General features: G+C 39.6%; 17 protein-coding genes. 4 read left to right on the top strand and 13 right to left on the bottom strand.

Features of this window, described 5'->3' with window-relative positions; all coding sequences use genetic code 11:
- Positions 1 to 132 precede the first annotated feature (132 nt).
- From G8O30_RS02640 to G8O30_RS02625, 4 genes are all read right to left on the bottom strand, one after another.
- The gene (locus G8O30_RS02640) at positions 133 to 1,455 is read right to left on the bottom strand and encodes a GntP family permease (protein WP_239673448.1); all 1,323 of its coding nucleotides are present in this window, start codon (positions 1,453 to 1,455) and stop codon (positions 133 to 135) included.
- Between the two features lie 211 nt (positions 1,456 to 1,666).
- Complete coding sequence (locus G8O30_RS02635) at positions 1,667 to 2,986, bottom strand: GntP family permease (protein ID WP_239673447.1); 1,320 nt, start codon at positions 2,984 to 2,986, stop codon at positions 1,667 to 1,669.
- Positions 2,987 to 3,001: 15 nt separating this feature from the next.
- Positions 3,002 to 3,637 carry a 3-oxoacid CoA-transferase subunit B gene (locus tag G8O30_RS02630; RefSeq protein ID WP_239673446.1) on the bottom strand — a complete coding sequence of 212 codons (636 nt, stop codon included), beginning with the start codon at positions 3,635 to 3,637 and terminating at the stop codon, positions 3,002 to 3,004.
- Entirely contained in the window at positions 3,634 to 4,338 is a 705-nt protein-coding gene (locus tag G8O30_RS02625; RefSeq protein WP_239673445.1) for a CoA transferase subunit A, read from the bottom strand. Before G8O30_RS02625 ends, G8O30_RS02630 begins: the two co-directional genes overlap by 4 nt.
- Positions 4,339 to 4,638: 300 nt before the next feature.
- Between G8O30_RS02625 and katG the strand changes: the two genes are divergently transcribed.
- Complete coding sequence (gene katG / locus G8O30_RS02620) at positions 4,639 to 6,825, top strand: catalase/peroxidase HPI (RefSeq protein WP_239673444.1); 2,187 nt, start codon at positions 4,639 to 4,641, stop codon at positions 6,823 to 6,825.
- Positions 6,826 to 6,968: 143 nt separating this feature from the next.
- Positions 6,969 to 7,355, top strand: a complete 387-nt coding sequence (locus tag G8O30_RS02615) for an HIT family protein (RefSeq protein ID WP_239674470.1) — start codon at positions 6,969 to 6,971, stop codon at positions 7,353 to 7,355.
- Positions 7,356 to 7,674: 319 nt separating this feature from the next.
- On the opposite strand, the gene G8O30_RS02610 is transcribed toward G8O30_RS02615, so the two are convergent.
- The 8 genes from G8O30_RS02610 to G8O30_RS02575 all read right to left on the bottom strand — a co-directional run bounded on the left by G8O30_RS02610 (position 7,675) and on the right by G8O30_RS02575 (position 12,276).
- A complete protein-coding gene (locus tag G8O30_RS02610; protein ID WP_420844591.1) occupies positions 7,675 to 8,091 on the bottom strand; it encodes a protein-tyrosine phosphatase family protein in 417 nt (138 codons plus the stop codon).
- A 5-nt stretch (positions 8,092 to 8,096) separates the two neighbouring features.
- Entirely contained in the window at positions 8,097 to 8,516 is a 420-nt protein-coding gene (gene arsC / locus G8O30_RS02605) for an arsenate reductase (thioredoxin) (protein WP_239673442.1), read from the bottom strand.
- A gap of 28 nt (positions 8,517 to 8,544) precedes the next feature.
- Positions 8,545 to 9,840 carry an arsenic transporter gene (locus G8O30_RS02600; protein ID WP_239673441.1) on the bottom strand — a complete coding sequence of 432 codons (1,296 nt, stop codon included), beginning with the start codon at positions 9,838 to 9,840 and terminating at the stop codon, positions 8,545 to 8,547.
- Positions 9,841 to 9,855: 15 nt separating this feature from the next.
- Complete coding sequence (locus G8O30_RS02595; RefSeq protein WP_239673440.1) at positions 9,856 to 10,200, bottom strand: ArsR/SmtB family transcription factor; 345 nt, start codon at positions 10,198 to 10,200, stop codon at positions 9,856 to 9,858.
- A gap of 121 nt (positions 10,201 to 10,321) precedes the next feature.
- A complete protein-coding gene (locus G8O30_RS02590; protein ID WP_239673439.1) occupies positions 10,322 to 10,993 on the bottom strand; it encodes an HAD family hydrolase in 672 nt (223 codons plus the stop codon).
- A gap of 226 nt (positions 10,994 to 11,219) precedes the next feature.
- A complete protein-coding gene (locus G8O30_RS02585; protein WP_239673438.1) occupies positions 11,220 to 11,645 on the bottom strand; it encodes a GNAT family N-acetyltransferase in 426 nt (141 codons plus the stop codon).
- Positions 11,646 to 11,648: 3 nt separating this feature from the next.
- Positions 11,649 to 12,095 carry a GNAT family N-acetyltransferase gene (locus tag G8O30_RS02580; RefSeq protein ID WP_239673437.1) on the bottom strand — a complete coding sequence of 149 codons (447 nt, stop codon included), beginning with the start codon at positions 12,093 to 12,095 and terminating at the stop codon, positions 11,649 to 11,651.
- A gap of 13 nt (positions 12,096 to 12,108) precedes the next feature.
- Positions 12,109 to 12,276: a hypothetical protein gene (locus G8O30_RS02575; protein WP_239673436.1), complete on the bottom strand. Its 168-nt coding sequence runs from the start codon at positions 12,274 to 12,276 to the stop codon at positions 12,109 to 12,111.
- A gap of 71 nt (positions 12,277 to 12,347) precedes the next feature.
- Here G8O30_RS02575 and G8O30_RS02570 point away from each other — a divergent pair, with 71 nt between their 5' ends.
- Both G8O30_RS02570 and G8O30_RS02565 read left to right on the top strand, forming a co-directional pair.
- Entirely contained in the window at positions 12,348 to 12,656 is a 309-nt protein-coding gene (locus G8O30_RS02570; RefSeq protein ID WP_239673435.1) for a hypothetical protein, read from the top strand.
- Complete coding sequence (locus G8O30_RS02565) at positions 12,657 to 13,115, top strand: hypothetical protein (RefSeq protein WP_239673434.1); 459 nt, start codon at positions 12,657 to 12,659, stop codon at positions 13,113 to 13,115. It abuts the gene before it with no gap.
- Positions 13,116 to 13,309: 194 nt separating this feature from the next.
- Here G8O30_RS02565 and G8O30_RS02560 read toward each other — a convergent pair whose 3' ends face one another.
- Positions 13,310 to 14,179, bottom strand: coding sequence for a permease (locus G8O30_RS02560; RefSeq protein WP_239673433.1), 870 nt, complete (start codon positions 14,177 to 14,179; stop codon positions 13,310 to 13,312).
- Positions 14,180 to 14,239: the final 60 nt, after the last annotated feature.

The following is a 14,239-nucleotide window of genomic DNA, read 5'->3' as shown; positions in this document are numbered from 1 at the left end:
CGGTCCCTCCAAGTTTGCTGCCGCATCTAAACGCGCGCCTTCCGCTTTTCAATACAGCAACCCGCCCCGTGGAAAGCGTCCCCCTGCAGCGGAAATCCCTGTGCAGTCACATTTGGGTTTTGTTCCAGCCTGTTATTGTATTCCAAGACCAAACGAGAATAACACGATTGCCAAAACCAAGCCTATTAGTGGCAGTAACACAGTGAGTATAGCAACCGGTAAATAGGCAGCCGCATGTGTCTCGCCGCAAATTGCTCTGATATTTGTCACCACATATCCATTATGAGGTAGCGAGTCAATCGCACCTGATGAAATGGCAACTACTCTATGAAGAGCCTCTGGGTTTACTCCCATGTCGATATAATGCGGAGCAATTAAAGGTAATGCAATAACTTGCCCACCAGAAGCCGATCCAGTCATCCCAGCAATCACAGATACTGCAATGGCTGCACCAATTAACGGACTTCCTGGTAAAGAAGTCATCGTATCAACAGCAACTTGAAACGCTGGAACCACTTTTGCCACTCCTCCAAAACCAACCACTGCAGCGGTATTCCCAATCGCAACTAGTGCTCCCATCGTTCCTTCGGAGAAAGCTTTCCCAAATGATGTGAAGTACTTTTTGTTAATAATAATTGTAGCAATCACTCCACCTGATAACGCAATGATTAACGCCGATTCCTTTAAAGAGTCGTGAAAACTAAATGAAAAACCGAGAACGACTAATAATGGAATCAAGGATAGGAAAGGATTCGGTAATTCACGGTCTGTCTCTTCTGGATCATCTTCTCTCACTTCAAACGTCTCTCCGTTATTAACTGCTCTATTAATCATAAGTTTCAAAAGTACATACCCTGAGATCATCATAAATAATGCAACAATGATACTAACTTCCCACCCCGCATAAGGTGAGGTGCCTAAATATTCTATTGGAATCCAGTTTTGAATTTCTGGTGAGCCAGCGGAAGTCATGGTAAAAGTAACCGACCCAAACGCTAAAGCAGCAGGGATAAACCGCCTTGGCAGATCAGCTTTTTTGAATAAGCTCACAGCCATTGGATATACCGAGAATGCTACGACGAATAAACTTACGCCACCATAAGTAAGAACCGCACAGGCTAATACAATGGCGAAAACCGCTTTCTTAATACCAAGTTTACCAACAATCCAATTGGAAACAGCATCTGCCGCACCACTTTTTTCCATTACTTTACCAAAAATTGCTCCAAGTAAAAACATAAAGTACCAAGAAGCAATGAACCCAGTAAAACCTTCCATATAGCCTGTAAAATAGTTCACCTCTCCTTCGCCAGCTAACTGTGGAAATAAAGGAATTCCGCTTAAGACAGCAACAAACAAGGCACATAATGGCCCAACTATAAGTAAATTCATACCTTTCATTGTTAATAAAATTAATAAAATTAGCCCACCAAGTAAGCCAATCATACTTAACATCGCAACTACCACCTCTTTTAGCATACGCACTTTGGTGATAGTTTGGCCAAGATAGACTAGAAGGATAACAAATTAGTAATTATTTTATGCAAGAACCAGTTTTAACCAGTTGACAAAACAAAAAGACCCAGAATGATTAAATCACCCCAGGCCACTCTTTTCTTCTATTGAAAGTTTCAAATTCTATAAATATAAGGAAATTCTTATAAACTTAAATTCCAAATCCCATGGAGAACAATGCAATTGCAATAATTACACCAATTAACGGAACAATTACCGTTAACGCAGCAACTGGTCCATATGCAGCAGCGTGAGACTCACCACAAATGGCACGAACTGTTGTAACTACATATCCATTATGCGGTAAGGAATCAAGTGCACCTGAGGAAATGGCAACAACTCGGTGCAATGCTTCTGTGTTTACACCTGCATCAATATATTGTGGAGCAATCAACGGTAATGCGATGGCCTGACCACCTGAAGCAGAACCAGTCATACCGGCAATTACGGAAACCGCAATAGCTGCACCAATTAATGGGCTACCTGGAATGGAAGTCATTGCATCTACTGTAACTTGGAACGCTGGTACTGCTTTTGCCACACCACCGAACCCTACTACTGCCGCCGTATTACCAATCGCTATTAACGCTCCCATCGTTCCTTCCGACAAGGCATTCCAGAACGATTTAAAATACTTACGGTTCAATACATAAGTAGCGATTATTCCTCCTAATAATGCCACAATTAAAGCAGATTGCATTAACTTATCGTGGAAAAAGAAAGAGAATGCTAAAACGACAAACAATGGAATCATGCCCATCACTGGGTTTGGTAAGTCACGTTCTGTTTGTTCAGGATCTGTGTCACGAGAAACGAAACGCTCTCCCTTTGCCACAGCCTTTGAAATCATGCGTTTTAACCACCAATAACCAAACACCATCATGAACACCGCAACCAGTAAACTTACTTCCCATCCTGCATAAGGAGAAGTTTCAAGAAATTGAATCGGAATCCAGTTTTGAATCTCAGGTGATCCTGCAGATGTCATCGTAAACGTTACAGATCCAAATGCTAACGCAGCTGGAATAAATCGTCTTGGAAGATCCGCTTTCTTAAATAGGCTAATCGCCATCGGGTAAACAGAGAATGCTACAACGAACAAACTTACTCCACCGTACGTTAACACCGCACACGCTAAAACAATTGCAAATACGGCACGTTTCATACCAAGTTTACTGACAATCCAGTTAGAAACGGCATCTGCTGCACCGCTATCCTCCATTACTTTACCAAAAATCGCTCCTAGTAAGAACATTAAATACCAGGAAGTAACAAAGCCAGAGAAACCAGACATGTAGTTTGCCACAAAGTTTGCTTGCCCTTCCGCTGCCAATTGTGGGAATAACGGCATTCCACTAAGAAGAGCTACGAATAAAGCACACAAAGGACCTGCAATTAATAAGTTCATGCCACGCATCGTTAAAAAAATTAATAAGGCCAATCCACCAACCAACCCAATCATACTCCACATATTGCATACCCTCCCTTATTTTTGAACTAGCGGAACACCAGTAATAGACTGTATTTCCTCAAACGTTTCATCTGTTAGAATTTCTACTAATGCTAATCCATTATCTGTCACATCGATTACCGCTCTATCCGTGATAATTCTATTCACCACCCCTTTCCCTGTTAACGGAAGCGTACACTCTGGAACAATTTTCGGTTCGTTTTTCTTATTTACATGTTCCATGATGACAATGACACGTTTTGCCCCATGCACAAGGTCCATCGCGCCTCCCATGCCTTTTATCATCTTTCCTGGAATCATCCAATTAGCCAAGTCTCCTGAAGCAGACACTTCCATTCCACCTAAAATCGCGACATCAATATGACCGCCACGAATCATGCCAAATGATTCCGCACTATCAAAATAAGATGCACCAAGAACCGCTGTAACGGTTTCTTTCCCAGCATTAATTAAATCAGGGTCTAACTCTTCTTCTGTCGGAAAAGGTCCGATGCCAAGTAATCCATTTTCCGAATGAAGCGTCACCTCTTTTTGGGGATCCAAATAATTCGCAACCAATGTCGGCATGCCAATTCCAAGGTTTACGTAATTTCCTTGACCAATTTCTTGTTCTGCTCGAATGGCAATTCGCTCGCGTGAAGAAAGTGTCATTGATTCGTTTCCTCCTTAACACGAACGGTACGGCGTTCGATTCTCTTTTCTTGTTTTGTTTGAAATAAGCCATCGACGTATATCCCTGGCGTGTGGACGTGGTCCGGTAGGAGGTATGTCTCAGAGATTTCTTCCACTTCTGCTAAGGTAATTTTTCCAGCAGCAGCCATTAGTGGATTAAAGTTTCTTGCAGTTAAACGGTATTGTAAGTTTCCTTTTGCATCAGCTTGATACGCTCTAATCAGACTGACATCTGCAACCAAGGATTCCTCTAACATATACGTTTTCCCGTTAAACTCTCGTAGTTCTCTTCCTTCGGCTATTGGTGTCCCCACACCAGCTTGCGTATAAAATGCAGGAATTCCAGCACCACCAGCACGAATTTTTTCCGCCAAAGTTCCTTGTGGTAGCAACTCCACTTCTAATTCCCCACTTAAAACTTGTCGTTCAAATTCCTTATTTTCTCCTACGTAAGAGCCCACCATTTTCTTGATTTGACGATTCCGAAGTAACAAACCTAAACCCCAATCATCTACCCCACAGTTGTTAGAAATGACTGTTAGATCTTTTACTCCTTTTTCTCGAAGTGCTAAAAGGAACTTTTCTGGAATACCAACTAACCCAAATCCACCAACCATAATTGTTGCACCGTCTTTTACAGCTTCTACTGCTTCCAGTGCGGATGGATAACGTACCTTCATTACTCGACCTCCTCTTTGGACAAAGTGCATTCGATAGTATATATGAAAGCGCTTTATATTTTAGACCGCCTACTATGACCACATCGTAAACAAAATAAATTTCCTAACATACTAATCTCTATGATTAATAGAATAGCAATGGTGGACAGCGTTTATCCTTTTTTATAAGAGGGAAAATTCATTACACATTTACGAGTGTTATTAGTTGATTTTAATCTTTATTTCTTTATAATAAAAATATAATAATAATTATTATTATTAACTGACAACTTATACTATGAACTCATAGGAGGAATTAAAATGGACAAACAGAATCCAGCAAGTGCAGGAAAATGCCCTTTTTCACACGGGAGTGCAACAACGGTAAAAGCAAGTACTACTCCAACCAAAAATTGGTGGCCTAATCAATTAAACCTTTCTATCCTTCATCAGCATGATCAAAAATCGAATCCTATGGACCCTGATTTTAACTATAGAGAAGCATTTAAAGAATTAGATTACGATGCGTTGAAAGCAGATCTTCATAAATTAATGACGGACAGTCAAGATTGGTGGCCTGCAGATTATGGTCATTACGGTGGCTTCTTCATCCGTATGGCATGGCATGCTGCTGGTACATATCGTACCGGAGATGGCCGTGGTGGCGGTGGAACTGGTGCGCAACGTTTTTCCCCACTTAATAGCTGGGCAGATAACGGGAATTTAGATAAAGCTCGTAGATTACTTTGGCCGATTAAGCAAAAGTACGGAAACAAAATCTCATGGGCAGACTTACTTCTTTTAACTGGTAACGTCGCGATTGAATCCATGGGTGGAAAAACGTTTGGATTTGGTGGAGGTCGCCCTGACATTTGGCATCCAGAAGAGGATATTTACTGGGGTTCTGAAACAGAAATGCTCGGTGACAACCGTTACTCAGGCGATCGCGAGTTAGAAAATCCTCTTGCTGCCGTTCAAATGGGCTTAATTTATGTTAATCCAGAAGGACCAAACGGCAAGCCCGATCCTCTAGCAAGTGCACGTGATATTCGTGAAACGTTTGGACGTATGGGAATGAACGATGAAGAAACGGTTGCCCTAATTGCTGGTGGACACACATTTGGTAAAGCGCATGGTGCTGGTGATGCAGCACACGTTGGTCCAGACCCAGAAGCTGCTCCAATCGAAGCGCAAGGTTTTGGATGGATGAGCTCTCACGGTAATGGTAAAGGTCGCGATACGATTACAAGTGGTATTGAAGGAGCTTGGACTGCCAACCCAACTGAATGGGATAATGGTTACTTTGAACTTCTATTTGGATATGAATGGGAATTAGAGAAAAGTCCAGCTGGAGCGTACCAATGGAAAGCAGTGGATCCGTCGGAAGAACACCTAGCCCCTGATGCGGAAGATGCTTCTATTAAAGTTCCAACGATGATGACAACTGCTGATTTAGCGTTAAAAGTTGATCCTTCTTACGAGAAGATCTCTCGTCGTTTCTTTGAAAATCCAGAAGAGTTCTCTGATGCCTTTTCTCGCGCATGGTTTAAGTTACTTCACCGTGATATGGGACCTCAAACTCGCTACCTTGGCCCAGAATTACCATCAGAAGAGTTAATCTGGCAAGATCCAATTCCAACAGTAGACTACACACTTTCTAAAGAAGAAGTGGAAAAAATGAAACTACTAATCTTGGACTCTGGTTTAACGATTGGCGAACTTGTAACTACAGCCTGGGCATCTGCTAGTACGTTCCGAGGTTCCGACATGCGCGGAGGAGCAAACGGTTCTCGCATTCGCTTAGAGCCTCAACGTAGTTGGGAAGTAAACCAACCGGAGCAACTTGCAAAAGTTCTTGGAGTGCTAGAAGAAATGCAAAGCCATTTGGACAAAAAAGTTAGTTTAGCAGACTTAATTGTTCTTGGTGGTACAGCTGCAGTAGAAAAAGCAGCTAAAGATGCTGGCTTTGACGTAGAAATTCCTTTTGCTCCTGGTCGTGGTGATGCAACAGCAGAACAAACGGATGCAGAAAGCTTTGATGTATTAGAGCCAGCAGCAGACGGATTCCGAAACTATCAAAAGAAACAATACAGTGTAAGCCCAGAAGAATTATTAGTAGACAAAGCACAACTTTTAGGATTAACAGCTCCAGAAATGACAGCGTTAATCGGTGGTATGCGTGTACTTGGCACAAACTTTGAAGGCACAAAACACGGTGTATTCACTGAACAAGTTGGTACTCTTACGAACGACTTCTTCGTGAATTTACTAGATATGAATATCGTTTGGGAGCCTGTTGATGGCACTACTTACAACGGTCGTAATCGTTCCACTGGTAAAGTAGAGCGAACTGCAACTCGTGTAGATTTAGTATTCGGTTCTAACTCTGTACTTCGTGCGATTGCAGAAGTATACGCACAAGACGACAACAAAGAGAAGTTTGTCAAAGACTTCGTTGCTGCTTGGGTAAAAGTAATGAATGCCGATCGATTTGATTTAGAGGCGTAAATTTATTAGCGGACAAAACTTGTTGCAGTTTTGTCCGTTTTTTATATGAAAAATTTGGTATCTAAAAGAAACTCTCACCCTACTAACTTAAATAAATGCTATACTATAAAATAAATGAATCGATTATAGGTGGAGTGAACGTCATGAAAGGTTGCCCGTTTTGTAAACTAGAATTGATTAAGCAACAGCGAGTTGTGTTAGAGAATGAACATTGTCGCTTCTTACAAATGCCGCAAGAAATCCTAGCTGGCTCAGGTGTAATTGTGCCAAAAGAGCATCGCGAAACGTTATTTGATTTAACAAAAGAAGAATGGGATGCCACGTATGACTTGTTAGGCCAAGTGAAAGAAATCCTAGATTCAGATTGCGCTCCAGATGGTTATACCGTTGGGTGGAACTGCTATCCAGTAGGCGGTCAATCCATTATGCATGCACACTTACATATTCTTCCTAGATTCAAAGATGAACCTTTCGCTGGTAAAGGAATTCGTCACTGGCTGAAAAGTCCAGATAATATGCGAAAAGGATAACTGGAGATACTAGAGGACCGCTTCCCATGGAAGACGGTCCTCTACTTCCGCTTTCACCACTTTTGACGACCTTCTCCGCTCGCTGACGGTCCTCTACTTCCGCTTTCACCACTTTTGACGACCTTCTCCGCTTGCTGATGGTCCTCACTTTCGGCTTCCACCACTTTTGACGACCTTCTCCGGTTGCTGACGGTCCTCTACTTCTGTTTTTTCCACTTTTGACCGCCTTCTTTGCTTGCTGGCGGTCCTCACTCTCCCCCAATCACCAAAAAAAACCGCTAGAAAAGTAGTCACTCCCTTTCCTAACGGTTTGAAAAAATTATTTATATAATCTCGCCAATGCTTCTTTCATTTCTGGCTTCACATTAATTTTTGGACGGGCAGACTTTGCTTGTAATTCCGCATCATCCATTGATTTTGCTAGCTCCAAAGAAAGCAAGGTTCCTATCGCTACAGTACCCGTACGATTGCTTCCACCTTGGCAGTGGAAATAGATGTTTTTACCTTCGTTGTAAGAATGAACGATTTCTGAAACCGCATGTCGAATCGACTCATCTTGATTTGCTGCATCGTCCACGATTGGTGTATGTTTGTGGTTTTCGAATAATGATTCGCCTGCTTCTGCACGTAAATCATACGCAACATCAATCTTCTCGTTTTCTAAAGCAACAGAAAGGTCATCTGCTCCACCGATATAAACTCGACCAGGAATTAGCTCTTGATAATTTTTCGTCATCGTCATTATTCTCCTGTCTTCGCAAAACGCTCGATTCGCTCACCAATCTCATCACGAACTCGTTGGAAGAATGCCCACTTCTCCTCTTCTGTTCCTTCTGCTTTCGCTGGGTCATCAAATCCCCAGTGAACACGTTTGACGTGAGGAGGTGTCACTGGACAGTGGTCTGCAGCATGCCCACAAAGTGTAACAACTAGGTCTGCATTATTTAAAATTTCAGGATCGATCGTGTCAGAAGTTTGATTTGTGATATCCATGTCAATCTCCGCCATTGCTTTCACAGCGTTTGGATTTAATCCATGCGCTTCTAAACCAGCGCTTTTCACAACCCACTCATCACCAAGAAGTTTTTTGCCCCATCCTTCTGCCATTTGGCTTCGGCAAGAGTTACCTGTACATAAGAAGTATAGTGTTTTTTTTGTCATTGTTATTGCTCCTTTTCAAGTGGATGTTTTAGATAATTAATAACCAAATATATAGACCAACCAAGGTAATAAATAATGTTGGTATAGTTAAAATGATACCTGTTTTAAAATAAGTACCCCATGAGATTTTGACGCCTTTTAGCGATAAAACGTGAAGCCACAGTAAAGTAGCGAGCGATCCAATCGGCGTTATTTTTGGTCCCAAGTCAGAACCAATAACATTTGCATAAATCAGCGCTTCTCTTATGACGCCTGTTGTATCTGTTTCTGCAATAGCAAGTGCATCAATCATAACAGTTGGCATGTTATTCATAACAGATGAAAGAATGGCTGCGATAAAGCCCATCCCAATCGTCGCTGCGAACAGTCCATGATCTGCCGTCCACTGTATTACGTCCGCCAATAAACTTGTTAACCCAACATTTCGAAGGCTATAGACTACCACGTACATTCCAATAGAGAAGAAGACAATTGCCCATGGAGCGCCTTTTATCACTGTCGGAATGTGCACTGCATCACTCTTGCGTGAGAACAATAGTAGAATCCCGGCAACCGTCAGTGCTACAAAAGAAACAGGTACTCCCGCAAACTCCCCGCCAAAATAACCAACAAGCAGAACTGCTAAAGCTACCCAAGAAAGCTTAAACATACGCATATCTTTAATGGCTTCTCTAGGTTCTTTTAACTGCTTTACATCATAATTTCCAGGGATGCTTTTTCGGAAAAATAAATATAAGACCAAGATACTTGCGCCTAATGAGAAGAAGTTTGGCACAATCATGCGAGATGCATATTCCACGAATCCAATTCCAAAGAAATCTGCTGATACGATATTTACCAAGTTACTTACTACTAGAGGTAGGGAAGTCGTATCTGCAATGAATCCACTTGCGATGATGAAAGGGAATATCATTTTTTCGCTGAAATTAAGATTTCGAACCATTGCTAAAACGATTGGTGTTAAGATAAGTGCAGCTCCGTCGTTAGCAAATAAGGCAGCTACGATAGCTCCAAGAAGGATTACGTACACAAACATACGAACTCCGTTTCCTTTCGCAGCTCGAGCCATGTGCAGAGCCGCCCACTCAAAGAAGCCAATTTCGTCTAAAATTAAAGAAAAAATGATAATTCCAATAAACGCCAATGTTGCATTCCATACAATCGATGTTACGTCGATAACATCTGTAAAATCTACCACACCTACAAGTAACGCTAACACTGCTCCACCGCATGCAGACCATCCAATTGATAGGCCTTTTGGTTGCCAAATAACTAACGTTAATGTAAGCAGGAAGATAAGAATTGCTAAAATGACAGGTGTCACAAAAATACCCTCCAATTAATCACAAGAAATACGTAATCCTTGTGCTTCTAATTCTTTTATTTTATGATCTTGATTTGGTAAGAAAGATAATACTTCTTCGACCATAAAGTAGTAATCTGAGTCTTTATTTAGTGAATAAAAAATCCACTGTCCTTTTCTAGTTTCCTTTACCAATCCAACATCTCGTAATTTACGTAGATGCTGGCTAATCGCTGGCTGGCTAGTTTGAAAGACTGCAGTAAATTCACACACGCAACAATCATTAGACTGTAACATCTTCATCATGGTTAATCGTGTTTTGTCACCAAGTAATTTAAGTACATTGCTTGCTTGCTCTATGTCTACGACCGTTTGTAACAAAATCGTTTCCTCCTCACTTATATAATCAACCGCTTATATAATAAAATAATTATATGTTTTTGTAAACACAAAGACGTAAAAAAAACAGTTTTCTAATGGTGGTTAGAAAACTGTCTTAGAATTATTTTGTCACTCTAGTCGCTTCTAATTGCTTAAGTAATTCAAGCAAACTCATGTCTTTCATGGAATTCAACTTAAAATCATGCTGTTCAAACGGCATATGTACAGTAACTGGATTTGGTACCACAACACAAGTAATTCCAGCTGCCTTCGCTGCTCTTAAACCGTTTAAGGAATCTTCAAACACAACCGCCTCCTTAGCAGATAGGTTACAATCCTTTAATGTCTTAAGGTACAGTTCCGGATCTGGTTTCACATTTTTTACATCATTTTTTGTATTGATTACCTCGAAGTATTCTAATATGCCAAGTTGCTGTAGGTATCCTTCAATCCAAGACCTTGATGAGCTAGATGCTAAAGCAATTCGAATACCGTTTGCTTTCGCTTCTTGTAGGTAATCAAGAACACCATCTCGTAAAACGGGATGAAGTAGTAATTCTTTATACAGAGCAAAAGAAGCTTCTTCCATCTTATCGAATTCTAATGATTCCCCAACCAATTCTCTTATTGCCGCTTCTAGGACATTATTACCCGTTCCTATACACGTAGAAAAACGTTCGATAGTTAGCTCTTTTTTATGTTTTTGTTCTACAACTTGTTTAAACGCTTCATACCAAATTGTCTCTGTATCAATAATTAATCCGTCGAAATCAAAAATGATTGCTTTAATCATATGTAATCTCCTCAATAGTTTTTTCTCCATTAGAAAAAGCTTATTATCATTCGTTTCTATCTTTAACCGTTTCTAAGACTTCTCTGCAATTCAATTAAAATGACAATTACTACTATTAGATTAGCTCCCAACAATGCAGGTATAGCTAAGGCAGAAGTTTCTGCAAGAAAGACTCCCTAAATACCACCAATACTAAGTGAAAGAAATAATACAATGAAAGTAGACATTACAACTCTTTTCTATACGAATAACACCATTTGTCATAGCACATCTTCTCTTCATAGAAACGATGAGCATCTATTCTTTGTAAGCCAGATTCCAATGCTACATACTTCGCACCGTTTTCCTTCGCTAAGGAGTGCAGCGCTAATAATAATGCATCTCCATACCCTTTTGAACGTTCTTTTTCATCCGTAATTAAATCATAAATATAAAGATGCCTTCCATTATAAAGGTTCGTGCGGAAAGCCACACCCGCTAAACCAACAATTTTATCATTCATTTGCCAACCAAAAAGTTGATATGCTTCCTTTTTCATTTGGGAAAATAAGGTCAAAAACTCTTGTAAGGAAAGATCGATTCTTAATTGATTCATAATCGGAAAAACATCGATTAATTGTTGCTCTGTTGTAAGTTCTATTAAATTTCCCATACCTTAATCCGCTAACCCTTTCACATAGAACAACACTTCTGGATTAACAACCATCCCCATTTTTTCATAAAGGGCTTGCGCTTTCTTATTCGATAAGTCCGTTTCTAACATGACATATCTAGCATTCTCTGATTGGCAGAAAGCAAAAGCTTTTTCCATCAATGCTTGCCCTACGCCACTTTTACGAGCACTACTTGCTACAAATAAATCGTTCAAAATGTATGCTCGCTGCATGGCAACAGAAGAAAATACGGGATACAACTGAACGAATCCAACTGGCTGAGCATCAATCATGGCAAGGAAAATAGTAGACTCTTTATTTATTATTCTTTCTTTTAAGAATGCTGTTGCTCCCTCTACATCACTTTCTTTTTCATAAAACATTCTATAGTCATTAAATAATGGCGCTAACAATCCTAATTGGTTTTCCGTTACGGTTATAATATTCATTATTACACGTCCTTTACTTGTTTTTGAAGAAACCTACAAGAGTAGTACCTATGCCTAAAACAAGGAGAAGTTGTAAAACCGGAGAAGGATTACCTCCCACGGGTGATACAACTTGTTGAAAGAAAATTGTCACTAATAGAATGGTAATACCTAATAGCATGAGTTTAATTGGATTGCCCATTGCTCAACCTCCTATTCATTTACATATTATCATGATACTGCTAAACTAGCGATAATATGGTGAGGTGACACATGTCTTTTAAACAATTTATGTTCTTTGGTGTTTTACTTAATGTTTGTCTAATCCTTAGTCCGATGGTTACTTCGACAACAGTAGATGATCAAACACAATTAGAGGAAGTAACATTCGGTTTTCCTTTTGCTTTCGTTAAACAAAATCAAACTAGTTTAACTCCCCCAATGCCATATGAGGCTACTCTATTATCTGCAAACGAACATCCTACATCTTTATTATTCGGGTACCTTTTCTTGTCTTTTATTTTGATGAATAGTGCATATTTGTTTCTAGCATTGTGGAGTTGGAGAAGAGGAGGAAGATAGGTGATTAAGAGGAAAATTTCTGCTGCAGCTTTAACAATGAGTATGTATCCAATCATTTTAGGATTTATACTAAATCCTTATGGTGAAAAATCATTTACCCCTTTTTCTTTATTTTTTTTAGATTCAATTTCTTACTCGGTTACCTATTGGATCTTCTCTTCTCCTATTATTCTTTTATACGGTGGATTCACCTCTTGGATTAGTGATTGGATTAGTCTAAAAGTTACTTCAAAATGGAAAAGAAATAATGCTTTTCACCTTTTTTCCTTTGTATTACATTTGCTGTTTGGCTCTGTATTAGGAAAGATCAGTTTAATCGCTGCTTTCTTATTCTTTGTTATGGATCGATTAATTGAATGGAAAGTAAAGAAAATAACCTGGCTGAAGACATTACTATTTTCTCTCGTCCCTATCCTTGTATTTCTTATAGTACTTTTCTTATCACGCCTTAAAGGATAAGTAGCTTGAAATGGCACTTCAAACTACTTATCCTTTTGTGATTTCTACCTCATAACAACCTAATCACTTTTCATCTTTCTCACAACAAACTTCTTTATCGTCATTGATCTCTACAATACTTAAAGAACAACAATCCGTTTTCTTCTCATTGTTTCCAAACAATAATGTCCATAAATTCATTTTCCTTCACCTCCTTATCCAAAAATATAAAAGATAAAACCAGACAATGTTGCCATAGTTATAACGGAACTGACAAAGATAATAACTAAATTTACTCTAAAGATAGATTTAAGTAATATGACTTCCGGTAAACTCGCTCCAGCTGAGGCAATCATCAAAGCCATAACAGGTCCAAGTGCCATTCCCTTCATGATTAAAATCTGTGAAATTGGTATCATACTAGCTAAGCGAATGTATAATGGAATTCCGATTACTGCAGCAACAGGGACTAGCCACCAGCTATCCTTACCAAAGGTTGTTGCGATCCATACTGTTGGAACTGCTCCTTGAATAATTACACCCACAGCAGCTCCAATCAATAAATAAGGAAGTACACTTTTCATTAACCCAATCGTTTCATTCCAAGCTGCTCTCCATTCAAAACGCTTCTCTCTTTCTACATAGCCCATTAAGACAACGTTCTTTACTGATTTTTCTAATCCTAAGGCTTCCAACATAAATCCTAAAACGACGGAAAACAAGATAGTGAGGATGGTATAAAGAAGTGCAACCTTCCATCCCAAAATGACACCCATTAAAGTTATAATCGTTGGATCTAGCACAGGTGAAGCAAATAAAAAGATCATCACAATCCCAAACGGCATTTTCTTTTTTAACATATTTACAATCAAAGGGATGGTGGAACATGAACAAAACGGTGTAACAAACGCAAATACAATAGCACCAGTAGCAGCAATCCCTCGATTTCTTCCACTTAAGAAACGTTCAATTTTTTCATAAGGAATGAATGATTGTAATGCATGGATAGCAAATGAAATAATAATGAACAAAGTGGATAGTTCTAAAGCTAAATAGAAAAAAGTTTCCCCAATTTCTCCCCACATAGTTACCCCTCCATTAATCAAAAAATATTGATGAATTAATCAAAAAAATTGATTTAACAG

This window comes from Mangrovibacillus cuniculi, from assembly GCF_015482585.1.
GTDB classification, from domain to species: Bacteria; Bacillota; Bacilli; order Bacillales; family R1DC41; genus Mangrovibacillus; species Mangrovibacillus cuniculi.
Note: the sequence above shows the minus strand (reverse complement) of the source record. Positions and strands in the feature narration are given on the sequence as shown.